Origin of the sequence: Rhodococcus koreensis (assembly GCF_017068375.1) — a bacterium.
Classification (GTDB): domain Bacteria; phylum Actinomycetota; class Actinomycetes; order Mycobacteriales; family Mycobacteriaceae; genus Rhodococcus_F; species Rhodococcus_F koreensis.
In genome coordinates this window covers 2203391-2229994 of the sequence record NZ_CP070609.1, presented here as the reverse complement: position 1 = coordinate 2229994, position 26604 = coordinate 2203391, and the positions used below count along the sequence as shown (strand labels likewise).

Annotated in this window: 29 protein-coding genes; 14 read left to right on the top strand and 15 right to left on the bottom strand. The window is 68.6% G+C overall.

From position 1 onward, the window contains the following. The first annotated feature begins 63 nt into the window (after positions 1–63). Complete coding sequence (locus JWS14_RS10385; RefSeq protein WP_072939924.1) at positions 64–1386, top strand: MinD/ParA family ATP-binding protein; 1323 nt, start codon at positions 64–66, stop codon at positions 1384–1386. 47 nt (positions 1387–1433) lie between these two features. On the opposite strand, the gene JWS14_RS10380 is transcribed toward JWS14_RS10385, so the two are convergent. Next, positions 1434–1637 (bottom strand): hypothetical protein, encoded by a 204-nt coding sequence (locus tag JWS14_RS10380; RefSeq protein WP_072939927.1) that lies wholly within the window; start codon positions 1635–1637, stop codon positions 1434–1436. A 166-nt stretch (positions 1638–1803) separates the two neighbouring features. Continuing rightward, positions 1804–2031, bottom strand: coding sequence for a BldC family transcriptional regulator (locus tag JWS14_RS10375; RefSeq protein WP_005252019.1), 228 nt, complete (start codon positions 2029–2031; stop codon positions 1804–1806). A 187-nt stretch (positions 2032–2218) separates the two neighbouring features. On the opposite strand from JWS14_RS10375, the gene JWS14_RS10370 reads away from it, so the two are divergent. Next, positions 2219–2587 carry a DUF4229 domain-containing protein gene (locus tag JWS14_RS10370; RefSeq protein WP_095862563.1) on the top strand — a complete coding sequence of 123 codons (369 nt, stop codon included), beginning with the start codon at positions 2219–2221 and terminating at the stop codon, positions 2585–2587. Further along, positions 2584–3693, top strand: coding sequence for an L-cysteine desulfhydrase Cds1 (gene cds1, locus JWS14_RS10365; protein WP_072939932.1), 1110 nt, complete (start codon positions 2584–2586; stop codon positions 3691–3693). Before JWS14_RS10370 ends, cds1 begins: the two co-directional genes overlap by 4 nt. On the opposite strand, the gene JWS14_RS10360 is transcribed toward cds1, so the two are convergent. Next, on the bottom strand, positions 3681–4226 hold the full coding sequence (locus JWS14_RS10360; RefSeq protein WP_095862564.1) for a GNAT family N-acetyltransferase: 546 nt from the start codon (positions 4224–4226) through the stop codon (positions 3681–3683). The genes cds1 and JWS14_RS10360 overlap by 13 nt on opposite strands. A gap of 127 nt (positions 4227–4353) precedes the next feature. On the opposite strand from JWS14_RS10360, the gene JWS14_RS10355 reads away from it, so the two are divergent. The 4 genes from JWS14_RS10355 (at position 4354) to JWS14_RS10340 (ending at position 6387) form a co-directional block, all read left to right on the top strand. Then, positions 4354–5106, top strand: coding sequence for a lysophospholipid acyltransferase family protein (locus JWS14_RS10355; RefSeq protein ID WP_072939937.1), 753 nt, complete (start codon positions 4354–4356; stop codon positions 5104–5106). A 64-nt stretch (positions 5107–5170) separates the two neighbouring features. Then, positions 5171–5386, top strand: a complete 216-nt coding sequence (locus JWS14_RS10350; protein WP_005258323.1) for a hypothetical protein — start codon at positions 5171–5173, stop codon at positions 5384–5386. Between the two features lie 5 nt (positions 5387–5391). After that, on the top strand, positions 5392–5958 hold the full coding sequence (locus tag JWS14_RS10345) for a Clp protease N-terminal domain-containing protein (protein ID WP_095862565.1): 567 nt from the start codon (positions 5392–5394) through the stop codon (positions 5956–5958). A 48-nt stretch (positions 5959–6006) separates the two neighbouring features. Further along, positions 6007–6387, top strand: coding sequence for a phage holin family protein (locus JWS14_RS10340; protein WP_072939943.1), 381 nt, complete (start codon positions 6007–6009; stop codon positions 6385–6387). Positions 6388–6396: 9 nt separating this feature from the next. Here JWS14_RS10340 and JWS14_RS10335 read toward each other — a convergent pair whose 3' ends face one another. Further along, the gene (locus tag JWS14_RS10335) at positions 6397–7266 is read right to left on the bottom strand and encodes a 1,4-dihydroxy-2-naphthoate polyprenyltransferase (protein WP_072939946.1); all 870 of its coding nucleotides are present in this window, start codon (positions 7264–7266) and stop codon (positions 6397–6399) included. Positions 7267–7369: 103 nt separating this feature from the next. Between JWS14_RS10335 and JWS14_RS10330 the strand changes: the two genes are divergently transcribed. Continuing rightward, on the top strand, positions 7370–10672 hold the full coding sequence (locus tag JWS14_RS10330; RefSeq protein WP_095862755.1) for an AfsR/SARP family transcriptional regulator: 3303 nt from the start codon (positions 7370–7372) through the stop codon (positions 10670–10672). On the opposite strand, the gene JWS14_RS10325 is transcribed toward JWS14_RS10330, so the two are convergent. Both JWS14_RS10325 and JWS14_RS10320 read right to left on the bottom strand, forming a co-directional pair. Continuing rightward, complete coding sequence (locus JWS14_RS10325; RefSeq protein WP_072939949.1) at positions 10628–11371, bottom strand: IclR family transcriptional regulator; 744 nt, start codon at positions 11369–11371, stop codon at positions 10628–10630. The genes JWS14_RS10330 and JWS14_RS10325 overlap by 45 nt on opposite strands. Further along, positions 11371–12885 carry an APC family permease gene (locus JWS14_RS10320; protein WP_072939952.1) on the bottom strand — a complete coding sequence of 505 codons (1515 nt, stop codon included), beginning with the start codon at positions 12883–12885 and terminating at the stop codon, positions 11371–11373. Before JWS14_RS10320 ends, JWS14_RS10325 begins: the two co-directional genes overlap by 1 nt. A gap of 226 nt (positions 12886–13111) precedes the next feature. Here JWS14_RS10320 and JWS14_RS10315 point away from each other — a divergent pair, with 226 nt between their 5' ends. Genes JWS14_RS10315 through tatA form a run of 3 tightly spaced genes read left to right on the top strand, consistent with a single transcriptional unit; the run spans position 13112 to position 15564 of the window. Further along, on the top strand, positions 13112–14692 hold the full coding sequence (locus JWS14_RS10315; protein WP_095862566.1) for a flavin monoamine oxidase family protein: 1581 nt from the start codon (positions 13112–13114) through the stop codon (positions 14690–14692). Between the two features lie 30 nt (positions 14693–14722). Then, complete coding sequence (locus JWS14_RS10310) at positions 14723–15397, top strand: Rid family hydrolase (RefSeq protein WP_095862567.1); 675 nt, start codon at positions 14723–14725, stop codon at positions 15395–15397. Further along, positions 15397–15564, top strand: coding sequence for a Sec-independent protein translocase subunit TatA (gene tatA / locus JWS14_RS10305; RefSeq protein ID WP_005252050.1), 168 nt, complete (start codon positions 15397–15399; stop codon positions 15562–15564). The genes JWS14_RS10310 and tatA overlap by 1 nt, the downstream gene beginning before the upstream one ends. Positions 15565–15616: 52 nt before the next feature. Here the strand turns inward: tatA and JWS14_RS10300 are convergent, their stop codons facing one another. Continuing rightward, positions 15617–16447 carry an ABC transporter permease gene (locus JWS14_RS10300; protein WP_072939961.1) on the bottom strand — a complete coding sequence of 277 codons (831 nt, stop codon included), beginning with the start codon at positions 16445–16447 and terminating at the stop codon, positions 15617–15619. Continuing rightward, positions 16444–17436, bottom strand: coding sequence for an ATP-binding cassette domain-containing protein (locus JWS14_RS10295; RefSeq protein WP_072940429.1), 993 nt, complete (start codon positions 17434–17436; stop codon positions 16444–16446). The genes JWS14_RS10300 and JWS14_RS10295 overlap by 4 nt, the downstream gene beginning before the upstream one ends. A 150-nt stretch (positions 17437–17586) precedes the next feature. On the opposite strand from JWS14_RS10295, the gene JWS14_RS10290 reads away from it, so the two are divergent. Continuing rightward, a complete protein-coding gene (locus JWS14_RS10290; protein ID WP_206013062.1) occupies positions 17587–18684 on the top strand; it encodes an IS630 family transposase in 1098 nt (365 codons plus the stop codon). A gap of 259 nt (positions 18685–18943) precedes the next feature. Beyond that, positions 18944–19735 carry a hypothetical protein gene (locus tag JWS14_RS10285; protein WP_095862568.1) on the top strand — a complete coding sequence of 264 codons (792 nt, stop codon included), beginning with the start codon at positions 18944–18946 and terminating at the stop codon, positions 19733–19735. A 91-nt stretch (positions 19736–19826) separates the two neighbouring features. Here the strand turns inward: JWS14_RS10285 and menE are convergent, their stop codons facing one another. From menE to JWS14_RS10250, 7 genes are all read right to left on the bottom strand, one after another. Next, positions 19827–20972: an o-succinylbenzoate--CoA ligase gene (gene menE / locus JWS14_RS10280; RefSeq protein WP_095862569.1), complete on the bottom strand. Its 1146-nt coding sequence runs from the start codon at positions 20970–20972 to the stop codon at positions 19827–19829. A 28-nt stretch (positions 20973–21000) separates the two neighbouring features. Next, entirely contained in the window at positions 21001–21300 is a 300-nt protein-coding gene (locus JWS14_RS10275) for a DUF3349 domain-containing protein (RefSeq protein ID WP_005252058.1), read from the bottom strand. Between the two features lie 2 nt (positions 21301–21302). Beyond that, entirely contained in the window at positions 21303–21656 is a 354-nt protein-coding gene (locus JWS14_RS10270; RefSeq protein WP_072939967.1) for a DUF3349 domain-containing protein, read from the bottom strand. A gap of 46 nt (positions 21657–21702) precedes the next feature. Continuing rightward, a complete protein-coding gene (locus JWS14_RS10265) occupies positions 21703–21969 on the bottom strand; it encodes a hypothetical protein (protein ID WP_072939970.1) in 267 nt (88 codons plus the stop codon). Between the two features lie 10 nt (positions 21970–21979). Beyond that, on the bottom strand, positions 21980–23188 hold the full coding sequence (locus JWS14_RS10260; RefSeq protein WP_072939972.1) for an inorganic phosphate transporter: 1209 nt from the start codon (positions 23186–23188) through the stop codon (positions 21980–21982). Between the two features lie 79 nt (positions 23189–23267). Beyond that, complete coding sequence (locus JWS14_RS10255; protein WP_072939974.1) at positions 23268–23663, bottom strand: VOC family protein; 396 nt, start codon at positions 23661–23663, stop codon at positions 23268–23270. Positions 23664–23666: 3 nt separating this feature from the next. Further along, positions 23667–24116 (bottom strand): hypothetical protein, encoded by a 450-nt coding sequence (locus JWS14_RS10250; RefSeq protein ID WP_072940431.1) that lies wholly within the window; start codon positions 24114–24116, stop codon positions 23667–23669. 153 nt (positions 24117–24269) lie between these two features. Between JWS14_RS10250 and JWS14_RS10245 the strand changes: the two genes are divergently transcribed. Beyond that, positions 24270–26597 (top strand): arylsulfatase, encoded by a 2328-nt coding sequence (locus tag JWS14_RS10245; protein ID WP_095862570.1) that lies wholly within the window; start codon positions 24270–24272, stop codon positions 26595–26597. The last annotated feature ends 7 nt before the right edge of the window (positions 26598–26604 follow it).

Sequence of the window (26604 nt, the reverse complement as noted above, 5' to 3'; positions counted from 1 at the left end):
GACGTCTCCGATCGGTGAGATCCGGTGGGGACGATGGAGACTTCACGAGGGGGACGTTCAGCCATGTCCGAAAACAACTCCGGCATGTGGGAGCCGGTACGGCCTGCATCGAATCCGCCCGCGGACGACACCGGATCGACCGTCGCCTGGAACGCCGCGCGGCAGGCCCCGTACGTTCAGCCGCAGGGTCCCAATCCGTTCGCACAGCCCGCCGCCCAGGCCCCCGCCGCCGCACCCGTGCGGCCGCAGACCCAGGCCCCCGCCCCGCAGCAGGCGCCGGCTGCCCCCGCCGTACCGCAGGCTCAGGCACCCCAGCCGGCGGCGTTCACGCCCCCGCAGCAGCCGCCGGTCCAGCACACACCCCCGCCGCAGCCGGGTGCGTTCGCGCCCCAGCAGCCCGCGAATCGTCCGCACAACACGAACGCCGATCAGCAGTACGCGGTGTCCGCCCGTGACCTGTCGACGTCGCTGCTCCTCAAGCAGGTCAAGCCCGCCCCCACCACCGGGTGGCGCAAGGCGCTGTACCAACTGTCCGGCCGCTACATCAACGTCGGGAACAGCGCGAAGGAACAGCGGCGGATCGAGCTGACCAAGCAGGTCAACCAGCCGCTGCAGGGGTGCTACAAGATCGCGCTGCTCAGCCTCAAGGGCGGAGTCGGCAAGACCACGACCACCGCGACCCTCGGCTCCACGTTCGCATCACTGCGCGGCGACCGCGTCATCGCCGTCGACGCCAACCCCGACCGCGGCACGCTGAGTCAGAAGATTCCCCTCGAGACCCCCGCGACGGTGCGGAACCTGCTGCGCGACGAGAAGAGCATCGAAAAGTACAGCGACGTCCGCAGTTACACGTCGCAGAGCCGGCACCGGCTCGAGGTGCTCGCATCCGACAGCGACCCGGCCGTCTCGGAGGCGTTCAGCGCCGACGACTACTCGCGGACCGTCACGATGCTCGAGAAGTTCTACAGCATCGTCCTCACCGACTGCGGCACCGGACTGATGCACTCCGCGATGCAGACCATCCTCGAAGAGGCCGACGCACTCGTGGTGGTCAGTTCGGGATCCGTCGACGGCGCCCGAAGCGCCTCCGCCACACTCGACTGGCTCGACGCCCACGGATACCGCGAACTCGTGGCCCGGTCGGTGGCCGTCGTCAATGCGGTGCGCCCCAGGTCGGGCAAGGTGGATCTGCCGAAGGTCGTCGAGCACTTCGAGCAGCGATGCCGCCTCGTGCGGCTGATTCCGTTCGACCCGCACCTCGAAGAGGGCGCCGAGATCGAACTCGAGCGGCTGCGTCCTAAGACGCGCAACGCACTCCTCGAACTGGCCGCCGCGGTGGCCTCCGACTTCCCGGCGTCGAGTTTCGCGCTACAGGACCGTCGCTGAGGCAGTGACGCCGATGGTGCCGGCCCAACCGGCACCACGGCTGTTTCTCATCCGGCCGGGTCCGCCGGACCGGCATCGGGTTCGTCGGACTTCTTCCGACGCGTCTCCCGATCCACCTTCCACAGGAAATCCGGATCGTCGTCCGGTCCCTGCACCCGCGTGCTCAGCACGGGCCTCGTATTCGGGCCGAACGCCTTCCACATCAGGACCGCCACTGTCACGAGCCCGATGAGTGCCAACAGATAGATCACCGCGCACCTCCTTACACCGCTCGAGGGTAGCCGGTATTCCTCGAGCGTAGCCGCGTCGGCAGCAGAGGGCACCTACCCGGTCGCAGGGCGTCCGGGCAGTGCGGTGTTACTCGGCGAACCTCAGGGTCGGCCCGCCTGCAGCGTCAGGGTCGGCCCGCCTGCAGCGTCAGGGTCGGCCCGCCTCTGTCGTGAGGGAGCGGAGCAGCTGCATGACCTCGGCCTCGCGGAAGCGGCGGTGCCCGCCGGGGGTGCGCAGCGATCCGAGCCGCCCCGCGTGCGCCCAACGCGTCACGGTCTTCGGGTCGACATGGAACAGGGCAGCCACCTGGCCCGGGGTCATGAGGGCTTCGTTGGATCCGCTGAATCCGGGTCCGTTGTAGGTGGGTGCGCTCATCGACGATCCTCCACTGCTTTCGACTGGTCTGTGCTGAAGCCGGCCGCTGTTGCGACTGATCTCGGTCATCGTGACATCCGAGACCCCGGGTACTCGAACGATCTAATGTTGGTAAAGGGGAGGTAATAGACAAATCGGATAAGTCGGACGTGTGAGGAGCCCCCTCGGCGGTGGGTAACCTGGGACCGTGAGCGAGTCATCCGAGAAGCCAGAAGACCAGGTCGAGCCCGCAGATTCGAGCGCGAAAGCGAAGCAGGACGGGCGGGTGACCAAGCGGCAGCTGGCGCGCGACGTCGCGATCTATTCGATCGCCCGGCTGCTGCTGGTCGTCGTCATCGGCGCCATCATCCTCGGGGTGGCCGCACTCGTCGGGGTCGCCGTTCCGTTGCTCGTCGCCGCGATCTTCGCGGTCCTCATCGCGCTCCCGCTGTCGCTGCTGCTGTTCGCGAAACTCCGCAAGCGGGTCAACGAGGGGATCGCCACATTCGACGCGCAGCGCCGCGCCGACCAGGCCGACCTGCGTGCCCGGCTCCGTGGTGAGGGCACGTCCCGGTGACGGTCGACGACTGCGTCGTCATCGACCGGAGCTTGCCGCGCGACTGGGTCGACAACGCTGTCCGCCTCATCGACGCGGACGCGCAGCGCAGCGCCGACACGCACCTGCTGCGGTACCCGCTGCCCGTCGACTGGGGTGTGCAGCTCTATCTGAAGGACGAGTCGACCCACATCACGGGCAGCCTCAAGCACAGGCTGGCCCGGTCGCTGTTCCTGTACGCGATCTGCAACGGCTGGATCACCGAGGGAACGACGGTCATCGAGGCGTCGTCGGGATCGACGGCCGTCAGTGAGGCCTACTTCGCGAAGATGCTCGGGCTCGACTTCGTGGCCGTCGTGCCGCGCAGCACGAGCGGCGCGAAGATTGCCCTCATCGAGGCGCAGGGCGGTCGCTGCCACTTCATCGACCACCCGCCGGAGATCTACAGCGAGGCCCGTCGGCTCGCCGCGGAGACGAACGGTCACTTCATGGACCAGTTCACGCACGCGGAACGGGCCACCGACTGGCGCGGCAACAACAACATCGCCGAGTCGATCTACCAGCAGATGATTCAGGAAGAGCACCCGGTGCCGGAGTGGCTCGTCATGAGCGCCGGGACCGGCGGCACCAGCGCGACGCTGGGCCGGTACATCCGGTACCGCAGGCACGCGACCCGCCTTCTCGTCGTGGACCCCGAGAACTCCGCGTTCTTCGGCGGCTACGAGAGCAACTCCTGCGAATACGCGACAGGAATGCCCTCGCGGATCGAGGGCATCGGCCGGCCGCGGGTGGAGCCGTCCTTCGTCGGCCAGGTCATCGACCGCATGATGCGGGTGCCCGACGCCGCGTCCATCGCGACGGCCCGGCACGCCAGTTCGGTGCTGGGCCGCCGGGTCGGCGGGTCGACGGGCACGAACTTGTGGGGCGCGTTCACCGTCGTCGCGGAGATGCTCGCGGCCGGACGGTCCGGCAGTGTCGTCACCGTCCTGTGCGACGGCGGCGAACGGTACGCCGACACCTACTTCGACGACGACTGGGTGGCAGGCGAGGGCATCGACCTCTCAGGCCCGACCGCGGTGCTCGACCGGTTCGCGGCGACCGGTGAGTGGCCCGGTCAGCCCGGCTGAGGCGCGGTGGCGGCGGTGCGCACCGGCGCGGTCACCGCGCGGGTCATCGTGACCCGCGGCCACGCGGCCAGACCGTGCCGGGCCTCGTCGTCGCGGATGCGTGACAGGCCCGGAGTGAGGTCGGTCTCCGGCAGGGGGCGAAAACCCAGCCGCTCGTAATAGGGGGCGTTCCACGGGACGTCGACGAACGTGGTGAGAGTGAGGGCGGGCAGTCCGCGGACGGCCGCCCACGACGAGATCTCGTCGAGCAGCAGGGCGCCGAGGCCCTGGCGGGCGTGGCCGGGGTGGACCGAAACCTGCTCGATGTGCGCGCCGCCGTCGACGACGGCGACGAGTGCGTAGGCGACCGGGGCATCGTCTGCGTCGACCGCGACCCAGATGCATTCCAGCTGGAGGTATTCGGTCAGCTCGTCGAGTGAGAACGGGGGATCGTCGGCGACGGCGTCCATGCCGATGTCGCGGAACGGCGCACCCGCCGCGATTTCGATGTCTTGCAGAGCGGGCAGGTCGGTGGAAATGGCCGGGCGGATCACAGGTCTTTTGTACCCGAAATCGTGCTGTTCGCACAGTTTCCCTGCACTTTCCCAATACCTACTCCTCCGTAGGCTACGCAACCGTAGGTTGGTAGCCTGGCGTGAGGACGACGGAGCGGGGATACGCATGAACAAGCCCGAGGTGACTCTCGAGAACTACGAAGCGGTGTACGCGTACTACCGCGACCACCGGCAGAATCGGGTGCTCGCCAAGCTGGCGTACGCGTCGCTGTATGCGAAGTACCGGCCGCGGATCGTCTACGCGGACGACGCGAAGGCGCAGCTCGCCGGGCTGGTGAAGTCCGGCAGGGTGCTGATCGTCGCCGCCAATCACGTGACCCACAGCGATCAGTACACGCTGGCGGCGACGGCCTGGAACACGCCGTTGCGCCGCGCGATCGGACGCACCCGGGTGCTCGCGAAAGACGAATTGTTCGTCGACCCCGACCTGCACAAGAAGGTCGACATGATGGGCGGTATCCCGGTGTTCCGCAGTAAGAACTACGGGCTCCGGGCGGTCGCCGATGCGGGCAGGCTCATGATGGACATCTCCGCCGAGCGGCTCTGTCGCGGCGACAACCTGGCGATCTTTCCCGAGGGCACGTGCAACGAGGACGATCCGACCCGGCTGCAGCACATCAACAGCGGCATCGGTCACATCGCGAAACGTGCGGCGGACCGCGGAGTCTCGCCCGTGCTGCTGTCCATTGGCATCAGTTACGGGCCGGACGCCCACGGGCCCGACCCCGAGAACGTGAAGTCGGCCAGCGTGTTCGTGTCGGAGCCGGTATTCGACCTTCCGGCGAAACCGATGGACATCGCGCACGTCGTGCAGAAGGACCTGCAGATCGCCGTCGACGGGGCAGTCGCCGCGTACTGACGGCCTTCCCGAAATCTGTCAATCAGGGTTGACGCCCGGTCGGTGTCAACCTAAATTGACATGCATGACCGAAGCAACCACGCTCGCCGCAGCGGCGGGCAGCCCCGACCCCGCCGAGGGGTTGCGGGCCGTGCGTGCGCTGCGGCGTCTCCTCGAACGGCTCGAGGCCATCCAGGTCGCCAACGCCCGCGCCCAGGGCTGGTCCTGGCAGGCGATCGCCGACTCCCTCGAGGTGAGCAGGCAGGCCGTCCACCAGAAACACAACCGGAGAGGGAGGTAAGGCGCATGTTCGAACGATTCTCGACGGACGCCCGGGCCGTGGTGATCGGCGCGCAGCAGGAAGCGCGCGACGTGAAGTCACCGCAGATCGGGCCCGAACACCTCGTGCTCGCCCTGCTGTCCGTGAAAACCGAACCCGTCCACGGCATCCTCGCCGACGCCGGCATCGAGGAGGACACCGCGCGATCAACCGTCGCGGCCCACGGCACCGCCCTGAGTGACGCCGACGCGGAAGCACTCGAATCGATCGGGATCGACCTCGACGCCGTGCGGCAGAGTCTCGAGCAGAACTTCGGCAAGGGCGTGCTCGATCCGGAACAGCCCTCGGAGAAGCGCGGTTGGTTCGGCCGGAAGTCGGGACACATCGGGTTCACCCGCGACGCGAAGAAGGCGATCGAACTCTCACTGCGGGAGGCGCTGGCGCGCAAGGACGATCACATCGGCGCCGAGCACATCTTCCTCGGGGTGCTGCGCGTCGCCGAGGGCACGACGAAGGAGATCCTCGAGGTCCGGGTCGGGGTCGGCGAACTCCGCCGCCGCGTGCACGCGGCGCTCGACGACCGCGCTGCCTGACCGGTCGCCCGGTTCCCGTTTGTCCAATCGGTGTGCCAGCATGCACGCATGACCTTCTTGGTACGCCTCGTCATCAACGCGTTCGCGATCTGGCTGGCGGCAGCCTGGGTGTCGGGTATCGACATCTCCAGTTCGGGCAACGGAACCGGCTGGGACATCGTGGTGCTGCTCGGCATCGCGCTGGTGTTCACCGTCGTCAACATCTTCGTCAAGCCGCTGGTGAAGTTGCTGTCGCTGCCGCTGCTGATCCTGACGCTCGGCCTGTTCACCCTGGTGATCAACGCCCTGATGCTGCTGCTCACCGCGTGGCTGAGCTCCCAGACCGAGTACGGCCTGACCGTCGACGGCTTCTGGACGGCCGTGTGGGGCGGCCTGATCATCTCGATCGTCAACTTCGTCCTCGGCATTCTGCTGCCGGACGGCGACTGACGCGGAGGGTCAGGCGGCCGACAGTGCCACGGCCGTGGCGGCGCCCCAGATCAGCATCGCCAGCCCCGAATCCCGCAGCGCGGGAATCAGTGCGAGACCCAGGCCGCCCGAGCGGACGGGGGCGTTCGCCCGGACGGCGAGGGGCAGCGCGAGCAGTCCGACGAGCGCCCACGGGGTGCGCAGCACCAGGACCAGGGTCACGACGAACGGGACCGTCAGCGTGACCAGGTGCAGGATGCGGGTACGCGAGTCGCCGAGCCGGACGGCGAGCGTGCGTTTGCCGGATTCGGTGTCGGTGGGAATGTCCCGCAGATTGTTGGCGACGAGAACCGCGCTCGAGAACGACCCGACGGCGACCGCGGACACCACACCGGCCCAATCGATCGTCTCGGCCTGCACGTACTGGGTGCCCAGGACGGCGACGAGACCGAAGAACACGAAGACGGCGACCTCGCCGAAGCCGCTGTACCCGTACGGCTTCTTGCCGCCCGTGTAGAACCAGGCGCCCACGATGCACAGGGCGCCGATCAGCACGAGCCACCACGCGGTGGTGACCGCGAGGACGAGGCCGGCCACCGCGGCGACCGCGAAGCAAGCGATGGCCGCCGCCTTCACCGCCGACGGTTTCACCAGCTTGGACCCGACGAGCCGCAGCGGTCCGACGCGCTCGTCGTCGGTGCCGCGAATCCCGTCCGAGTAGTCGTTGGCGAAATTGACTCCCACGATCAACGCGAGAGAGACCACCAGTGCCAGTACCGCCTTCCACCACACCGCGCCGCCGAGCGATGCCGCGGCGCCGGTGCCCACGAGCACCGGGGCGATCGCGTTCGGGAGGGTGCGCGGACGAGCGCCTTCGATCCATTGAGCAGCCGTTGCCATGCACCGATCTTTGCACCGAGCGAGAAGGCGCCCGCACCCACACCGAACTTCGAGAAGTTCGCGTCCGCCCGGTGCAATACCATCGAACGCGGTGGACCAGCAGATGAGCGTGGACGAGACGGTGGCACCGGCAAGCGCACCGATCCAGGTCGCCTTGTTGGGTGAGGTATCGACGCGGCGATCGGGCGCGCTCGCACCGCTCCCCGGCACCCGCGCGCGCAGCCTGCTCGTTGCCCTCGCCCGCGTGCCCGGCCGGAGCCGGTCCGCGCAGGCTCTCATCGACGAAGTGTGGGGCGAGGATCCGCCGCGGTCCCCGATGAACGCGCTGCACACGCAGGTCTCCCGGCTGCGGGCGGCGTTGCCGGATGGGGCGCTGGAGATCGGCCCGGCCGGATACCGGCTGGCGGTATCGCGGGACGCCGTCGACCTGACCCGCGCGGAGGACGTGGCCCGCCGACTACAGGGCCGGGGTCACGTCGGCGGCGCCGGGCCGGACGAGATCCGCGACGCGCTCGCGCTGTGGCGGGGCGACCCGGGCGCCGACCTGCCCGAGGGTGCGGCCGCAACGGAACTCGCAGCGGACGCCGCGGTGATCCGGGGCCGGCTCGAGGCCGCGGACCGGGCGGCGCTGGTGGAGGCGGGAGACTGGGCGACCGCTCTGCCGAAGGCGCAGGCCCACGTGGCCGCGGAACCCCTCGACGAGCGGGCGCACGCCGACCTCATGCGCGTGCTCGCCGGGCTCGGGCGTGACAACGAGGCGCTGGATGTGTTCGCGACCTTCCGCAGGCGGCTGGTGGATCGGCTGGGGGCAGACCCGTCGCCCGCCCTCGTCGCCCTGCACGCCGAGATCCTGCGCGGCGACGGCGCACCCGAGTCGGACGGCAGGCGCCCCGCGGCGCCGGACCGCACGGCGATCGGCCTCCGGGCAGCACCGAACGCCTTGCTGGGGCGTGACATCGACGTGGTGGAGATCGAGGGACTGCTCACGTCCTCGCGTGTCGTGACCATCCTCGGACCGGGCGGTGCGGGCAAGACCCGGCTCGCGCACGAACTGGGTGCGCGGGCCGCCGCGCGGACGTCCGTGGCCCTGGTGGAACTCGCGTCGTTGCGCAGCAGTGAGGACGTCGTCGCGGCGATCAGCAGCACCCTCGGTCTCAGCGAAATCGACATCGCGCCGGGACGGCTCACCCTCGGCCGCATCCATTCCGCGCGGGAAAAGCTCCGGGAAGCGCTGTCGGCTGGGCCGATGCTCCTGATTCTCGACAACTGCGAGCACGTCGTCGGGGCCTGCTCCGAGATCGTGGCCGATCTGGTGGCCGCAGGCGATCAGCTGACCGTCCTCGCGACCAGCCGATCACCGCTCATGCTCGCATCCGAGGCGGTGTACCCACTGCCGCCGCTGGCGATCGACGACGACGATGCGCCCGCCGTGCAATTGTTCACGGCCCGGGCCCGCGCCGTACGGCCCACGGCGCGTCTCGACCCGGAGACCGTGCGCAGTGTCTGCCGCACCCTCGACGGCCTTCCGCTCGCAATCGAACTGGCCGCCGCGCGGGTACGCAGCATGAGCGTCGAGGACATCGGACGAAGGCTCGAGCACCGGTTCGCGCTGCTGCGCTCACACGACCCGACGTCGCCCGAACGGCACCGCACCCTGCACGCCGTCATCGATTGGAGCTGGCAGCTTCTGGGCGAGCAGCAGCAGATCGCGCTGCGCAGACTCTGCCGGTTCCCGGCCGGTTTCACCCTCGACGCCGCCCGGACGATCGCGGAGTGGGACGGCGTCGATGATGTCGTGGAGGCTGTCGAGGGCCTCGTGAATCAATCCCTGCTGTCCGTGTCCGAGACGTCGGACACGCTGCGCTACTACATGCTCGAGACGGTGCGGGAATACGGCGAGGAGCGACTCGCCGAGGCTGCCGAGGAGCCGGAAGTGTTTGCCCGCCAGCGAGTGTGGGCACACGCGTTCGCGTCGGAGGCGCTGGTGCGGTGCCGTGCCGACCAGGTCGCGCTCGCCGACGACATCGACGCCGACCACGACAACTTCCTCGCCGTGCTCCGGTGGGCTGTGGAACGCGGCGACGCCGAGACGGTTGCGATCGTGTTCCCGGTGCTCGGTGGCCTGTGGGCCATCCGGGGCGCGCACTCGGAGGTGATGAACTGGACGCCGCGGATCCTCGCGGCAACGGAAGACGCGGATCTGAGTGACGTCGACTCGGAATTGGTGGCGTACACGTTCCTGCTCGCGGCGATGCATCTGGTGTTCGGCGGTCAGGCCCGCACCCTCGCCCGCACCCGGACGCGATTGCGGCACCTCCTCTGCGGGCGCGCCGATCTGCCGCCGGTCTCCTCCTTCGCGGTGACGGTCATCCTGTCTCTGGGTTCGGGGCGGCGGCACGCCAGGGCGGTCGCGGAAGGGGTGCGCTCGCACGATCGGGAAACCCATGCGGCGGCGCTGGCAGCACGAGCCAGCATGCGTGAGAACCTCGGCGATTTCCGGGGTGCCGTGCGCGACGCGCAGGCCGTCTCCGAACTGTGCGCCGCGATCGGTGACGTGTGGGGCACGGCGATGGCGGCACAGTTCCTCGGCTCGCTGTACAGCCAGTCCGGACGATACCGGGACGCGGTGGGGCTCTATCAGGTCGCGGTCGAGAAGTTGCGGAAACTGGGCGCGCAGGAGGAGGCGAATCAGCTGTGGGGTTTCCAGGCCTCCGCGCTGATCGCGGACGGCGACGTGGAGGCGGGCCGGAAGGTGCTGGCCGAGACTCTGCTCGAGCATCGCGGTCCCGGCGCGGGGACCGACGACCAGCAGGACGAATGGCGGATAGCCGCCATCGGCAGTCTCGCGGAAGCCGATCTGGCGGACGGCGACGTCGAACGGGGGCTCGCCCGGTACCGGGAGGCGCTGGACCTGATGTACCCCCGGATCACGGCCGCGCTCTACGCCGATCCGTACGGACTCGTGCTGGCGGCCTCGGTGGTGTCCGCCCACGTGCTGCACGGCCGGTCCGAGATGATCGTGGACGTCGTTCCGCAACTCGCGGAGTGGGCACGGTCCCGGCTGGGTGTGGGCGCATATCCGGATCTGCCGGTCACCGGCGCCGTCGCGGCGGGCATCGGATGTTTCGAGATCGCGCGCGGTGATTCCGACCGCGGTCTCGCGCTGCTGGCACTGTCCGTCCCGGCGCGCGCCCGGCAGGACAGCGTCTCGCTGCAACACCACCGGCACGTCGCGTTCGCACTCGAGAACGTCGAGGCGGACCACTGGACGTCGGCGCAGGCGAGGTTCGGCACCTGGTCACGTCGTGCGGTGCACACCGAGATTCTGGATGTGCTCGCCGCCGTGAGTCGCGACCTCGCGTCAGGCGGGCACCCGGCCGCCGACCCGCGCCGCGCCGGAACGTAGGAGGTCGGTCAGCTCCGGGTCGTCGACCGCCAGCCGTCCCGTCTTCCCGATCGCCGCGAGGCAACCGGTCACCGCGTTCTGCGCGTCGTGCACCGGGACGGCGACAGCGCTGCGGCCGACGCGCACCTCGTCGACCTCGCGGGCCGAACCGGTGTGCCGGACGGCGTCGAGTTCGGTCCGCAGCGCGCCGAAGTCGGTGATGGTCGACGACGTCACCCTGCGCAGGCTCGGCGGCACCAGTTCGGGACGGGACGCGAGGAGGACCTTGCCGATGGCGGACGCGTGCAGGTGCGCGGCGATCGTGTTCTCGCCGCTGAGTTCGTGGTCGGGATCCCGGTCGATCAGTCGCACCCGGCTGCCCGCGAACGATGCCAGATGGATCCCGAAACGCACCTGCTCCCGCAGTTCCTCGAGCACGGCGTGGTGGTCGACCGGGTCCGGCGCCGCATCCGCCCCCGCCAGCTGCCGGGTCCTGCGGCCCAGCGCGAACCCGGACAGATCGGCGATCCGCACCAGATAGCCGTCGGCGGTCAAAAGATTGAGCAGCCGGTACGCCGTGGCCTGGGGGATCCCCGCGTGTGCGGCGATGTCTCTCGCCGTCGCCCCGGACCCGAGCTGAGCCACGGCCTCCAGCAGGGCGAGTGCCTTCTGCACGGCGCGTGGTTCGTGGCCCGCGATCTCCCCGGCTCGGGCGCCCATCACCGGGACCCGGGAGTGCGTCCAGCCGCCGTCAACGCGAGGTTCCCGGCGGCATCGGTCGCGTACACCCCGGCCCCCGGCAGCACGTCGTCCGTCTCGGCGGTGTCGAACACCCCCATCGACCGTAGACTCGCCGGGTGGCGCCACCGCAGGTACAACTGCCACGCCGAACCCGACAGCAACAGGGCCAGCACCACGGCGGGGACCATCGAGAATCCGTGGGCCACGTTCACGAACAGCATGTAGGCCAGGACGATTCCGCCGGCGGCGCTGCCTGCGACTCCCGCCGCCAGGACGAGCGGGGTGTGCTCCCCGATCCGGCTGAGGAACCGCACCGACGCCACGGCCACCAGCACGTACGCCGCGACCACCGCAGTCCTGGCGATCAACTGCACGTGAGAAAATCCGGTCGATTTCCCGACGATGCTGAACGTCGCGGCACCCGCACACACGGCGCACACGATGACCGCCAGCGCCGCGTACGGGGTGCGGTGGCTGCGGTGCACCCGGGCGAACAGACGCGGGACTACCCGTTCGATGCCCATCGAATACAGCAGGCGCGACGCGGCATTCGACGACGCCATCGCCGACGCCAGCCACGACGTGCCCAACCCGAGGTTCAGGGCGATCACCACGGCCGGGTCGACACCGGTAGCGGTGCCGTGGAGGTACGCGTTCACCAGGGTGTCGGCGCGACCGGACCAGGCGGCCCACGCCGAGAAGATGAACAGGCCGCCGCAGATCATCGGAGTGAGCATCACGGTGCGGGTCACCGTGGCGAGCGGGCGCTTGGCCTCCGGGCCGAAGAACGTGGCACTCTCGAAGCCGGCCAGCGCGAACACCGCGGCCAGAGTCATGAGCAGCGGTCCGTACGCGGAATCGGACGGCGGCACCGTTGCGTGCTGGCCGCCCGCGCCGGTCACGATCATCAGACCGGCGATGAACAGCAACGAGCACGATTCGACGGCGAGGATCGCGAGAGCCGCGAACCGCACCCCACGGACCAGGCAACCGAGGATCACGATCGCGATCCCGGCGTACACGAGAAGGCGCTCGGTGGGCCCGCGCAACTCCACCCCGAAGAAGCCGAGCGTCGCGATCACGGCTTGGCCGCCGTGATACAGCGTCATCACCGCACTGCCCACGTACTTGGTCAGCATCGCGACGCCCGCCGTCAGCGCGGCCCGGGTGCCGAGGCCCTGGAACACGAAACTGTAGAGACCGCCCGCGGCCGCCATGCGCCGCGTGAACTGCGAGACGCACACCGCGATCAGGGACACCACCACCGTCGCGACGACGATCGTAATCAGACCGCTGAGCAGCATCTGGTGGGTGAACATGGTGACGGGAAGCACCACCATCGACACCGCAGGCGCCGTCGTCGCCACCGACTGGGCGAGAACCTCGACGCCCGACAGTTGTCGCCTGCCTAGCGCACGCAACGGCGACAGGGCCGCACGTGCGGGCTCGCCGGTGGCGAATGAACGCGCGATGGCGTCGGAAAGGGCTGACATGCGCGTGAAACTAGCCGGGTCGTGTTGCCGAAAAGTTTCGGTTTCGGGTCGAACTGCGACTCGGGAGTGAGAACGGCACACACCCGTTCTCGCTCGCCGGCCTCAGACTGTTTCGCCGCCGACAACTTCCCGACTCGCTTGCCTCCCAGGATGAATCCGGACACGTTACCCGGGTCGCCGGGCGCAAGAATGGGAGCGCGAATTGGCATTCACACGTAGATCTTTCATGAAGGGCCTCGGGGCCACTGGGGGCGCAGGACTCGCGTACGGCGCGATGTCGACGCTCGGGCTCGCACCGTCGACCGCCGCGCCCGCCCGCACCTTCCAGCCGCTCGCGGCCGGCGACCTCATCGGCAAGGTGAAGGGCAGCCACTCCGTGGTCGTGCTCGGCGGCGGCCCCGCCGGACTGTGTTCGGCATTCGAACTGCAGAAGGCCGGATACACGGTGACGGTCCTCGAGGCCCGCACCCGGCCCGGCGGCCGCGTCTGGACCGCCCGGGGCGGCACCGAGGAGACCGACCTGAACGGCGAGACCCAGAAGTGCACGTTCTCGGACGGCCACTTCTACAACGTCGGCGCCACCCGCATCCCGCAGAGCCACATCACACTCGACTACTGCCGCGAACTCGGCGTCGAGATCCAGGGCTTCGGCAACCAGAACGCCAACACGTTCGTGAACTACGCGAGCGACACGTCCCTGTCGGGACAGTCCGTCACCTACCGGGCGGCGAAGGCCGACACGTTCGGCTACATGTCCGAACTGCTGAAGAAGGCCACCGATCAGGGCGCCCTGGACCAGGTACTGACCCGGGAGGACAAGGACGCGCTGTCGGAATTCCTCAGCGACTTCGGCGACCTGTCCGACGACGGCCGCTACCTCGGATCATCCCGTCGCGGTTACGATTCCGAGCCCGGAGCCGGCCTGAACTTCGGCACCGAAAAGAAGCCGTTCGCGATGCAGGAAGTGATCCGCAGCGGCATCGGCCGCAACTTCAGCTTCGACTTCGGCTACGACCAGGCGATGATGATGTTCACCCCGGTCGGCGGGATGGACCGGATCTACTACGCGTTCCAGGACCGGATCGGCACCGACAACATCGTCTTCGGCGCCGAGGTCACGTCGATGAAGAACGTGTCCGGCGGTGTCACGGTCGAATACACCGCAGGCGGCGCGAAGAAGTCGATCACCGCCGACTACGCGATCTGCACCATCCCGCCGCACCTCGTCGGACGACTGCAGAACAATCTGCCCGCCGACGTGCTCACCGCGCTGAAGGCGGCCAAGCCGTCGTCGTCCGGAAAGCTCGGCATCGAGTACTCGCGCCGGTGGTGGGAGACGGAAGAGCGCATCTACGGCGGCGCGTCCAACACCGACAAGGACATCTCGCAGATCATGTTCCCGTACGACCACTACAACTCCGACCGGGGCGTGGTCGTCGCGTACTACAGCAGTGGCAAGCGGCAGGAGGCGTTCGAGTCGCTCACCCACCGCCAGCGGCTCGCCAAGGCGATCGCGGAGGGCTCGGAGATCCACGGCGACAAATACACCCGCGACATCTCCTCGTCGTTCTCGGGCAGCTGGCGCCGCACCAAGTACTCCGAGAGTGCCTGGGCCAACTGGGCGGGCAGCGGCGGCTCGCACGGCGGGGCGGCCACTCCCGAGTACGAGAAGCTGCTCGAACCCGTCGACAAGATCTACTTCGCCGGCGACCACCTGTCCAACGCCATCGCCTGGCAACACGGCGCGCTGACATCCGCCCGCGACGTCGTCACCCACATCCACGAGCGCGTCGCCCAGGAAGCCTGACCCATTCCCCCGAACCAGGAGTTGTGCACTGTGAAGTCTTTTCGTACCAAGGCCGTGACCGCCGCACTCGCCGCATCCGCTCTGATCGCCGGGGGAACGTCGTGCTCCTCCGAGGAGGCGGCGGCTGAGGCACCTGGCAGCACGTTCGTCTCCAAGTCCGTTCTCGAAGCCGGGGAGGCGAATCCGATGATCGCGCAGGGTGTCGCGATCGGCGGCGGCACCGCCGTCTACAAATCGAGCGGCATCGGCCCGGGCGCGTCCAACAAGGCCGCACCCGAGGGCACCCCCGAGTCGTACATCGACACCGACGTGTTCTCCGGCGGCGCACTCCCGGCCGGAGTCACCATCACCGAAGCGCAGGGCATCAACGCGCTGAAGCGGATTCGCGACAATCTCGAGGCACAGGGACTGACGCTCGAGGACGTCGTGACCATGCGGGTGTTCCTCGACAACGCCCCCGGCACCGACCGCGCCGACTACGCCGGCTGGAACCGCGCATACCGGCAGTTCTTCGCGAACACCAACCTCGACACCGGCGACACTGAACTCGTCCCGCTCGGCACCGCCGAACCGGCCGCCCCGATGGAGCGGAACTCCGCACGGCCCAGCCGGTTCGCGCTCGAGGTCGCGAGCCTGCCCGCCGCCGGCTGGCTCGTCGAGGTCGAGGTGGACGCAGCGTACCCCGACGGCGAGGAGCCGCAGTAGTGGGGGCGCTGAGCCCGAGCCACTGGGCGATCATCGCGGTGGTGCTCGTGGTGCTGTTCGGGTCGAAGAAGCTCCCGGACGCCGCCCGCGGCCTGGGACGGTCGATGCGGATCCTCAAGACCGAGGTGGGGGAGTTGCAGGCGGACGCCCCCGAACTGGAGAAATAATCGAAGCGAGCCGGTGGACCCCGCGTCCACCGGCTCGCTCGTTCTCGAGGTGTCAGGCCTTACGCATGTAGGTACGGACCGTCAGCGGTGCCATGATCGCGACGATCACGGCGGCGCCGAGCAGCGACCACACGACGTGCACACCGAAGTGGCCGTCGTTGACGAGTTCCCGCACCGCGGTCACGACGTGAGACACGGGGTTGACGTTCACGAACGCCTGCATCCAGCCCGGCATCGTGTCGGCAGGCACGAACGCGTTGGACATGAACGTCAGCGGGAACAGGATCAGCATCGAAATGCCCTGCACCGAGGACGCTTTGCTCATGAGGACGCCCATCAGCGCGAAGATCCAGCTGATCGAGAAGGCGCAGACGACGACGAGCACACCGGCCGACACCACCCCGACGACGCCGCCGCCCGGCCGGTACCCCATCGCGATACCGACAGTGAACGTGATGGTCGTGGCGATGCCGTACCGCACGACGTCGGCGAGGAGAGCGCCGGACAGCGGCGCGATGCGGGCGATCGGCAGCGACTTGAAGCGGTCGAAGACGCCCTTGTCCATGTCTTCCCGCAACTGGGTGCCGGTCACGATCGACGTGGTGATCACCGTCTGAACCAGGATGCCCGGGATGATGATCGGCAGATACGACGCCACGTCGCCGGAGATGGCGCCACCGAAGATGTACGTGAACATCAACGTGAAGATGATCGGCTGGACGACGACGTCGAACAGTTGCTCCGGGTTGTGCTTGATCTTGAGTAGTCCCCGGTACGCCATGGTCAGCGTGTTGGCGACGGACTGTTCGAGGCTGATCCGGTTCCGGGCCTCCGGAATCGGTTGCGGGCCCGCGTGTGCGCGGGATTCGAGGGCGGTGGTCATGCGACGCTCCGTTCGGTATCGGCGTCGGCGGCAGTGTCTTCTGCGCCGTGGCCGGTGATGGTGAGGAAGACCTCGTCGAGACTCGGCTTCTGGACGGTGATCTCGTCGACGGCGATCCCGTGGTCGCGCAACCGGATCAGGAGTTCCACGGTGAGCGACGGATCGGTCATCGGTGCGGTGAGGCGGCCGATCTCCGGTGTGATCGCCACATCCACGCCGAGGGTGTGTGCGATCACCGAACGCGCGTCGTCGATCTGTCCGCGATCGGCCAGGGTCAACTGCAGCGACGAGACGCCGACGGACGCCTTCAACTCGTCGGCCGTGCCGTCCGCGATCACCTTCCCGCGGTCGATGACGGCGATCCGATCCGCCAGCTGGTCCGCCTCGTCGAGGTACTGCGTGGTCAGCAGCACCGTCGACCCGTCCGCGACCAGCCGGCGGATGGTGTCCCACATCTGGGCACGAGTCCGCGGGTCCAGGCCCGTCGTCGGCTCGTCGAGGAACAACAGCGGCGGATGGGCGATCAGGCTGGCCGCCAGGTCCAGGCGCCGTCGCATGCCGCCCGAGAAATTCTTCAGCGGCTTCGTCGCCGCCTCGGTGAGGTCGAACTCCTCGAGCAGTTCCGTGCACTTGCGTCGTGCGTCGCCCCGGCTCAGGCCGAGCAACCGGGCGAAGATCACCAGATTCTCGACCGCCGACAGGTCCTCGTCGACGGACGCATACTGGCCCGTGACACCGACCAGCGAGCGCACCGCGTTCGGTTCACGCACCACGTCGTGGCCGAAGATCCGGGCCTCGCCGCCGTCCGGGCGCAACAGCGTCGCAAGCATCCGCACCGTGGTGGTCTTGCCCGCGCCGTTCGGGCCGAGCACTCCGTACACCGACCCGGTCGGCACGGACAGGCTCACGCCGTCGACGGCGCGCTGGCGGCCGAAGAGCTTCACGAGCCCGTCGGCCTCGATGGCTGGGGGAGTTGCAGTGAGGTTCATGCCCTAGTGCGTTGACCACGAACGTTGGCCGGGTGGTGACACACCGCTGAGAATCCGGCGGTATGTCCGGGGATTGCTGCATTCTCGAGGGGGGTAGTAGCTGTCGAGAGTGTGGGGTGGTTTGTGGCGGAACCGGTTCGAGCGCGTCGGTTGACCGATGCGGAAGGCAAGCGGCTGCAACAGGTTGTGCGTCGCGGCAAGGGGTCGGCGATCCGGGTGCGCCGGGCCATGATCATCATGGCATCGGCGTCCGGGACACCGGTGCCGGCAATCGCGCGGCTGGTGGCCGCGGACGAGGACACCGTGCGGGATGTGATCCACGCGTTCAACGACAAAGGCCTGGCCGCGCTGGACCCTCGGTGGGCGGGAGGCCGTCCCCGCCTGATCACCGATGACGACATCGCCTTCGTCGTCACGACGGCCACCACGCGCCCGGTCAAGCTCGGACAGCCGTTCACGCACTGGAGCCTGCGCAAACTCGCCGCCTACCTGGCCGACAACCCGGTCCGGGTCGTGAGGATCGGGCGCGAGCGGCTGCGACAGATCCTGCGTGAGCGTGGGATCACGTTCCAGCGCACCCGCACGTGGAAAGAGTCCACCGACCCGGACAAGGAGGCGAAACTGGACCGGATCGAGCAGGTGACCACCGAGCACCCGGACCGGTGCTTCGCGTTCGACCAGTTCGGTCCGTTGTCGATCCGGCCCTGCCACGGATCGGCGTGGGCACCGCGGTCCAAGCCGCACCGGCTGCCCGCGACCTACCGCCGCACCCATGGGATCCGGTACTTCCATGGCTGCTACAGCCTCGGTGACGACCAGCTGTGGGGCGTGACCCGCCGCCGCAAGGGCGGCGATCACAGCCTGGCCGCGTTCAAGTCGATCAGGGCCGCCCGCCCCGACGGCGAGCCGGTCTACGTGATCCTGGACAACCTTTCGGCGAACAAGACACCCAAAATCCGTGCCTGGGCGGCGGACAACAACGTCGAGTTGTGTTTGACGCCGACCAACGCGTCCTGGGCGAACCCGATCGAGGCCCAGTTCGGGCCGTTGCGCACCTTTGTGATGGGCGATTCGAACCACCCCAACCACACCGTTCTGGCCCGGCGCCTGCAGGACTACCTGCGCTGGCGCAACGCCAACGCCCGCCACCCCGACGTCCTCGCAGCACAACGCCAAGAACGAGCCCGCGTCCGCAGCGAACGCCAACAACGCTGGGGCCGAACACGGGCCGACACAGCCGCAGCCTGACCGGTGAACGTTCATGGCCAACGCACTAGACGATGCAGCCCACCCCTTGCAGCGGGCTTGCACGCCTCTTGCACGGGCTCACGAGGGCTGTTGTCCTGCGGATTCACAGGCATTCGCCGGAATCAGCCGCAATTGCGGGGGCATCTGACGAATCGGTGTGCGGATGTGGAATTCCACAGCCCCTCGGTTATCCACAGGCCGACTGTTTCCCCTGGTCGGAGGCGGCGACCGGCGTCGACCTCGGGGCACGATGCTCGATATGAGAGCACAGGACCTGATCTTTCGCCGTCATGCACTGGCCGACGGAATGACCGACCCGGAACTGCGTCGCGCCAGGACGACGGGACAACTGGTTTCCGTGGCTGCGGGCGCCTACCTGGACAGCGACCACTCGGCAGCACTGGACCCGGGCGGGATGCACCGCGCACGGGTCGCGGCGGCCGTGGTGGCGCACGGTGGTGGGATCGTGGTCAGCCATGCGTCCGCCGCCGTCTTCCACGGACTCGACGTCGGTGCGGTGACGTCGCTCGCCCGGACCGTGGCGGACGTTGCGCGTTCGGAATTTCTGGACGAGGCCGTCGTGATCGGCGACTCCGCCCTGCGCCGCGGCGTCGTGTCGATCGACGATGTCCGGGCGGTACTGGACCGTCACGGCCGGCGGAAAGGCATAGGGGCGGCGCGACGCGCGGTGGCACTGTTCGATGAACGCAGCGAGAGTCCCGGCGAGTCGCTCAGCCGAATCAGGATGCGCGAATGCGGGATGCCGGCGCCCGATCTGCAGCACGAAGTCCGCACCTGCGGTGGCGCGTTCGTCGGCCGCGTCGACTTCTTCTGGGAGCGCTGGGGAGTAGTCGGCGAGTTCGACGGCATGGGCAAGTACCGATTCGGCTCCGGGCAGGCGGGCGACATCGTGGCGAGGGAGAAGTTGCGGGAGGACGCGATACGGGACACGGGCCTCGAGGTGATCAGGTGGGTGTGGGCGGACCTCGGACGGTTCGACGCCGTGAAGGCGCGATTCGAGCGCGCGTGTGCCCGCTCCCGGCGCCGATGAGCCGTCGCTTCCCACCGAATTGCCGGAAGCACACGCAATTGCGCGGGAATCCGACGAATCGGTGTGCAACTCCGCGCGCACGGCGAACCTGCTAGCCGAACCGCGCTTCCAGCGCGCGCCGGTCGACCTTGCCGGGACCGCGGAGGGGGAGGGAGTCGACGAGGTGGAGTTCGCGGGGGGCGGCGGTGGAGTCGAGGGCGCGTCCGACGAAGGTGCGAAGTTCGGCGAGTGTCGGTGCGGTGCCGGGTTCGGCGACGACGACGGCGGCGACGCGGCGTCCCAGTCGTTCGTCGGGGAGTCCGACCACCGCGCATTCCCGGACCGCGGGGTGGGCGACGAGGGCCGCCTCGACCACCTGCGGGACGACGGTGAGACCGCCGGTGGAGATGGCCTCGTCGAGTCTGCCGGAGATGGCGAGGACGCCGTCGGTGACGGTGCCTGCGTCGTCGGTGCGGAACCAGCCGGGCTCCGCGAACGCCGGATGGTCGGGGAGTCCGCGGTACCCGGAGGCCAGCATGGGGCCGCCGAGGAGGACTCGGCCGTCGCCGTCGATTCGCACGCGGGCGCCGTCGAGGGGCACCCCGTCGTACACGCACCCACCGCACGTCTCGCTCATTCCATACGTGCGGACGACGGTGATCCCGGCGTCGACGGCGCGTCGCAGGACCGGGGCGGGGGTGGCGGCGCCGCCGAGGAGGACGGCGTCGAGCGCAGCCAGCGACGTCACGGCTTCGGGGTGGTCGAGCGCCTTGACCAGCTGGGTCGGGACGAGCGAGGTGTAGCGGCGGGGTCCGGACATCGACTCGACGGCGTTCGGCAGCGCGCCGGGGTCGAAGCCGTCGGACACGTCGATCACCACCGGGTCGGACCCTGCGAGGACACTGCGCAGCAACACCTGCATGCCCGCGATGTGGTGGGCGGGAAGGGTCAGCAGCCAGGCGCCCGGGCCGCCGAGCCGCGCGTGCGTCGCCTCACCGCTGGCACGGAGGGCAGCCGCGGACAGCATCGCACCCTTCGGCACGCCCGTCGTCCCGGACGTCGCGACCACGAGTGCGACACCGTCGTCGATCGGGTCCCCGGGCCGCAGTGCGTCCGTCAGCCGCCGGGTCTCCCTCTCGTCCGCGGCGGGCACGGGAAGCGCGGCGGGCGCGGTCCCGTCCAGGATCGCCGACAGTTGCGGCAGGATGCCGAGAGCCCCGGCACCAGGTGGGACGGGCAGGACCCGCAATTCGCTCACTGGGCCGGCCCGGCAAGCGGCCATCGCATCACTGGGCCGGCCCGGCAAGCGGCCAGCCGCCCGCGGCGAGGTTGCTGCGCACCCGGTCGACGTCCGATTCCAGCGGCAACTCGTCGGTGACCTTGGTGATGAGCACCTGGATGTCGGTCTTCTCGATGGGCAGGTCGCCCTCCTCGACGAGGGCGTCGGCGACGGCATCCACCTCGTCTTCCGACAGGCGGCGGGTGAGCAGCGCGAACAACGGAATGTAGTCCTGCTCGGGCACGCCGTTCGGGTAGCCGGCACGCAGCCAGCCGATGATGGAGGAGAGAAACGGTGGAAGGCTCATGGCTAGCCTGCGTCGCGGGTTTCTTCCGTGTCGCCGGTGTCGTCGCCGCTCTCGGCGTCGGTACCGACCGGCCAGCCCCCGGCCTCGAGGTTCTCCGTCACCCGGGCAACGTCCTCCTCGGACGGTTCCTCGTGGGTGATCTCGCTGATGAGGCGTCGGATGTTGTCGTAGTCGACGTGGCGTTGCGGTGTCTCGTGGGCGGTTTCGATCGACAGCGCGACGACCTGTTCGATCTCCTCGTCGGTGAGACGGCGACGCAGCACGGCCAGCAACGCGAAATGGTCCTTCGCCGGGACTCCCTCGGGGTACCCGGCGCGTAGCCAGTCGAGCACGGAGCTAAGTGAGTTCTTGGGCACGCGTTCGGCCTCTTTCGTCGATGGAACGGGGACTCGTGGTCGCCGCTCAGAAGATGTGGATACCGAAGCTGCTGGCCAGGAAGTCCTTCATCAACAGAAGTATCCCAGTGATGATCGCGATCAGCACCACGGCGAAGCAGGCACAGGCGCCGATCCGGCCTGCGACGGTCGGCTGCGAGGTGCCCTCGGCGGTGTCCGCGCCGCCGAGCGACCGCAGTCCGAGCGCGAAGATCGCGGGCAGACCGGCGCCGAACAGCAGACCGACGAGGACGACCTGCCAGAGCGATTGAACGGTGGTGGTCAGCAGTGTCATGGGAGCCCCCTCAGCGGTTCGCGGCGGGACCGGCGGAGTCCGCGGTCTCGGCCACTTCCGGTTCGGTGGGTTCGGCGGGAGCGGCGGCGTCGCCGGACTCCCACTCGGCGTTCACGTTGCCGGACGTCACCGGTTGCAGGCGGGAGCGCAGGTACATGAACCCGGCGAGCAGGATCAGGGCGGCGAACACGACCAGAACGCCTGGCAGACCGCCGATCAGGTGGGCGATGACCCAGCACACCGCGCCGACGATCGCCGCCGACGGCAGCGTGACCAGCCACGCGACGGCCATGCGTCCGGCGATGCCCCAGCGGACCTCGGCGCCCTTGCGTCCGAGTCCGGTGCCGAGGATGGATCCGGTCGCGACGTGGGTGGTGGACAGCGGCAGTCCGAGGTGGCTGGAGGTGAGGATGATGGCGGCGGACGAGGACTCCGCGGCCATGCCCTGCGGAGCGGCGATCTCCACGAGTCCCTTGCCGAGGGTGCGGATGATGCGCCAGCCACCGAGGTACGTCCCGAGGGCGATGGCGATCGCGCAACTGAGCTTCACCCAGAACGGCATCTCGTCGTCGGCGGACAGGCTTCCGTGCGCGACCAGTGCGAGGAAGATCACGCCCATCGTCTTCTGGGCGTCGTTGGTTCCGTGGGCCAGCGACACGAGGGAAGCGGAACCGATCTGGCCGATGCGGAACCCGTGCTCCTTGGTGTCCTCCCGGACGCCCGAGGTGATCCGGTAGACCAGCTTGGTGCCCGCGGTGGCGACCAGCGCCGCGACCACGGGGGCGAGAACGGCGGGAACGACGACCTTGCTGAGCACCCCACCCCACTCGACACCGCTCATGCCGATGGACGCGATGGCCGCACCGATCAGACCGCCGAACAGTGCGTGCGAAGAGCTGGACGGCAGGCCGAGCAGCCACGTCGCCAGATTCCAGATGATGCCGCCGACCAGGCCCGCGAACACGATGAGCAGCAGATCCTCGCCGCCCACTTCTCCGAGGTTCACCACGCCCTTCGCGACTGTCGCCGCAACCTCCACGGACAGGAACGCGCCGACGAGATTCAACGATGCGGAGAGCGCGACAGCGACCTTGGGTCGCAGAGCTCCCGTCGCGATCGAGGTGGCCATTGCATTGCCGGTGTCGTGAAATCCGTTCGTGAAATCGAAAGCGAGGGCGGTGACGACTACCACCAGGAGAACTACGAGCTCTGCGGTCACACCCAGATTGTGCGGATTTCAACTGAAAAAGTACAGTTGACGTCAGGTGTACAGAATCACTCCTGCGTATGGCCTTTCGTCAGTTCTGACTCTTCGGGCGGGTGTCGCGGCGGATGGGGTGATCCTCCGGAACCTGCACCAGCACGATCGGGATGCCGTCGGGGTCCGCGATCCACATCTCGAACAGCCCCCACGGTTCCTGCCGGGCCTCGCGGTCGATCTTCACCCCCGCGAGGACCAGCTCGGTCTGGACCGCGGTGAGGTCACGAACCTGCAGCCAGAGGGCGCCGTCGAAGGACGTCGACTCACCCGTTCCGCCGTGCGCGGCAACCTCGATCAGGCCCTGACCGGCGAAGAACACGGTGCCCCCCGGGTATTCGCGGGCGGTGGCCAGCCCGAGGATGTCGCGGTAGAAGCTCAGCGTCGTCGCGTAGTCGCGCGGCCGCAGAATCGTCCTGCTGCTGAGGATTTCCACCCGTCACCCTCCTTCGCCGGGGCGGGCTTCGTGTCCCGTCCGGCCGTGTGTGCGTCGATCTTCCTTCATCTCTGCCTCGAACAGGTGCCGCCGTCCGTCCGCGAGTTCGTGACGTGCGCCACGTTCGTGCTCGCGCAGCGGCGACCAGTATTGGTCGTCGAACTCCTCGACGATCTGGAATGTCCACCGGCCCTCGACGACGTTTCGGCCGACGAGCTCGGACTGCACCCGGTCCGCGACGTCGGTGTGACCCGCGTCCCGCAGTGCGTCGACGGCCTCACCGAGCTGGAGATCGGCGTGGCCGATCAGCTGATGGAACGAGTAGAGGTGGCCGCGGGCGCGTTCGACTGTTTCGAGGGCCTCGGACAGCTTCCCGAGCGCGGCGACGGTGTCGTCACTCACTCCGGGCGGACGGCGATGTTCCGGCGCGGGGAGCTCGCGGTCGATGCTCATGTGGGTCAGTGTGCCCGAATCGGGCACGCCGCGCCCCCTCTCCTGCCGACGCGGCGAATCCGGGCGCGTAATTCACCCTCCGAGGGTCTACTCCCACGCGCTCGCCCGGTGCTGGACTGGATTGACGGCTGTGGACGACGAGGGGATTGGGCCATGAGTTCGAGCGTGACAGGGAAGCCGATACCGGGTGGCGAGTCGTTACCGTTCCCGCCGACGCCGTCGGGAAGCATCGCGGGCCGGACCATGCAGGAGTCGGTCTACAGCCCGAGTCCCAAGGAGCGGCGGCTCCACGACGACGCCCCGAACATTCTGATCGTCCTCATCGACGACGCCGGGCCGGGCCTGCCGAGCGGGCTCGGAGGTGAGGTGAACACCCCGACACTCGACGCGATGCTGCAGGACGGTGTCGGCTACAACCGATTCCATACGACCGCAATGTGTTCACCGACCCGTGCGTCGCTGCTGACCGGGCGCAACCATCACCGCGTCGGGAACGGGCAGATCGCGGAGCTGGCCAACGACTGGGACGGCTACTCCGGCCACATCCCGCGGTCGAGCGCGACGGGGGCCGAAGTGCTGCGCCAGTACGGCTACAGCACCGCCGCATTCGGGAAATGGCACAACACTCCCGCCGAGGAGACCACCGCAGCAGGTCCGTTCGACAACTGGCCGACCGGTCTCGGGTTCGAGTACTTCTACGGCTTCCTCGCCGGCGAGGCGTCGCAGTACGAACCGAACCTGGTGCGGAACACGACGGTGGTGCTGCCCCCGAAGACCCCGGAGCAGGGCTATCACCTCAGCGAGGATCTCGCGGACGACGCGATCGGCTGGCTGCGCAGGCACAAGGCGTTCGAGGCGGACAAGCCGTTCTTCATGTACTGGGCCAGCGGCTGCCTGCACGGACCGCACCACATCATGAAGCCGTGGGCCGACAAGTACGGCGGGAAGTTCGACGACGGCTGGGACGCGTACCGGGAGCGGGTCTTCGCGAGGGCGAAGGAGAAGGGCTGGATTCCCCCCGAGGCGGAGCTGACCGACCGCGACCCGACCATGGCGGCGTGGGACGACATTCCCGAGGACGAGAAACCGTTCCAGCGCCGGCTGATGGAGGTGGCCGCCGGGTACGCCGAGCACTGTGACGTCCAGGTGGGCAGGCTGTTCGACGAACTGGACCGCCTGGGGTACCGGGACGACACCCTGGTCCTGTACATCTGGGGCGACAACGGCTCGTCCGGTGAGGGCCAGAACGGCACGATCAGTGAACTGTTGGCGCAGAACGGCATTCCGACCACACCGGCGCAGCACATCGCAGCGCTCGAGGAGCTCGGTGGCCTCGACGTCCTGGGGTCGCCGAAGACCGACAACATGTATCACGCGGGCTGGGCGTGGGCGGGCAGCGCACCGTACAAGGGGATGAAACTGCTGGCCTCCCATCTCGGTGGCACCCGCAACCCGATGGTCGCCCGGTGGCCGGCGAAGGTGGCACCGGACCCGGCACCCCGCACGCATTTCCTGCACTGCAACGACGTGATGCCGACGCTGTTCGACATCGTCGGGATCACTCCGCCGCGGACGGTGAACGGTGTTCCGCAGGACCCGATCGACGGCGCCGGCTTCGCGCAGACTCTCGTCGACCGCGATGCCTCCGGAGGGAAGCTCACCCAGTACTTCGAGATCATGGGCAGCCGGGCGATCTACCACGACGGCTGGATGGCGTCCGCGTTCGGGCCGCGCGCACCCTGGGCGGCGGGTATGCCGGGCGGCATCCGCGACTGGAGTCCGGACGACGACGTGTGGGAGCTCTACAACCTGGACGAGGACTGGACCCAGAACCGGGATCTCGCCGAGCAGCATCCGGAGAAGTTGGCGCAACTGCGGGAACTGTTCGTGATCGAGGCGGCGAAGAACAATGCGCTCCCCGTCGGTGGCGGGCTGTGGGTGGTCGCACTGCATCCCGAGCAGCGGATCACGACGCCGTACACGAGCTGGGAGTTCTCCGGCGACACGATCCGCATGCCCGAGTTCTGCGCTCCCGGTCTGGGCAACAAGAACAACCGGGTCACCCTCGACCTCACCGCGCCGGAGAGCCCGAGCGGAGTGCTGTACGCACTGGGGAGCAACGCGGGCGGGCTGACGTGCTTCGTCGACGACGGCTACCTCTGTTACGAATACAACCTGTTCATCCTGATGCGGACGAAGATTCGTTCGACCGTGCCGCTCCCGCCGGGCACGCGAAAGGTGGAGGTGGTCACGGAATTCGTGGAGGCGAGGCCCGGTGGCCCGCTGAACGTGAAGCTCTGCGTCGACGGCAGTGTCGTCGGGGAGGGGCAGGTGCCGGTGAGTGTGCCGTTGCTGTTCACAGCCAACGACTGCCTCGACGTCGGCACCTGCCTCGGTTCCCCGGTGTCGCTGGACTACTACGACCGGGCGCCGTTCCCGTTCAACGGCACGATCGACCGCATGTCGGTCGAGTACATATAGCTACAGG

Coding starts and splice junctions, on each gene's coding strand:
- JWS14_RS10335 (WP_072939946.1), bottom strand. CDS start 7,266: ATGGCAACGGCTGCTCAATGGATCGAAGGCGCTCGTCCGCGCACCCTC.
- JWS14_RS10385 (WP_072939924.1), top strand. CDS start 64: ATGTCCGAAAACAACTCCGGCATGTGGGAGCCGGTACGGCCTGCATCG.
- JWS14_RS10325 (WP_072939949.1), bottom strand. CDS start 11,371: ATGGGCGCCCGAGCCGGGGAGATCGCGGGCCACGAACCACGCGCCGTG.
- JWS14_RS10340 (WP_072939943.1), top strand. CDS start 6,007: ATGACCTTCTTGGTACGCCTCGTCATCAACGCGTTCGCGATCTGGCTG.
- JWS14_RS10345 (WP_095862565.1), top strand. CDS start 5,392: ATGTTCGAACGATTCTCGACGGACGCCCGGGCCGTGGTGATCGGCGCG.
- JWS14_RS10330 (WP_095862755.1), top strand. CDS start 7,370: ATGAGCGTGGACGAGACGGTGGCACCGGCAAGCGCACCGATCCAGGTC.
- JWS14_RS10300 (WP_072939961.1), bottom strand. CDS start 16,447: ATGACCACCGCCCTCGAATCCCGCGCACACGCGGGCCCGCAACCGATT.
- JWS14_RS10245 (WP_095862570.1), top strand. CDS start 24,270: ATGAGTTCGAGCGTGACAGGGAAGCCGATACCGGGTGGCGAGTCGTTA.
- JWS14_RS10265 (WP_072939970.1), bottom strand. CDS start 21,969: ATGACACTGCTGACCACCACCGTTCAATCGCTCTGGCAGGTCGTCCTC.
- JWS14_RS10320 (WP_072939952.1), bottom strand. CDS start 12,885: ATGTCAGCCCTTTCCGACGCCATCGCGCGTTCATTCGCCACCGGCGAG.
- JWS14_RS10350 (WP_005258323.1), top strand. CDS start 5,171: ATGACCGAAGCAACCACGCTCGCCGCAGCGGCGGGCAGCCCCGACCCC.
- JWS14_RS10375 (WP_005252019.1), bottom strand. CDS start 2,031: ATGAGCGCACCCACCTACAACGGACCCGGATTCAGCGGATCCAACGAA.
- JWS14_RS10315 (WP_095862566.1), top strand. CDS start 13,112: ATGAAGGGCCTCGGGGCCACTGGGGGCGCAGGACTCGCGTACGGCGCG.
- JWS14_RS10250 (WP_072940431.1), bottom strand. CDS start 24,116: ATGAGCATCGACCGCGAGCTCCCCGCGCCGGAACATCGCCGTCCGCCC.
- JWS14_RS10275 (WP_005252058.1), bottom strand. CDS start 21,300: ATGAGCCTTCCACCGTTTCTCTCCTCCATCATCGGCTGGCTGCGTGCC.
- JWS14_RS10295 (WP_072940429.1), bottom strand. CDS start 17,436: ATGAACCTCACTGCAACTCCCCCAGCCATCGAGGCCGACGGGCTCGTG.
- JWS14_RS10285 (WP_095862568.1), top strand. CDS start 18,944: ATGAGAGCACAGGACCTGATCTTTCGCCGTCATGCACTGGCCGACGGA.
- JWS14_RS10355 (WP_072939937.1), top strand. CDS start 4,354: ATGAACAAGCCCGAGGTGACTCTCGAGAACTACGAAGCGGTGTACGCG.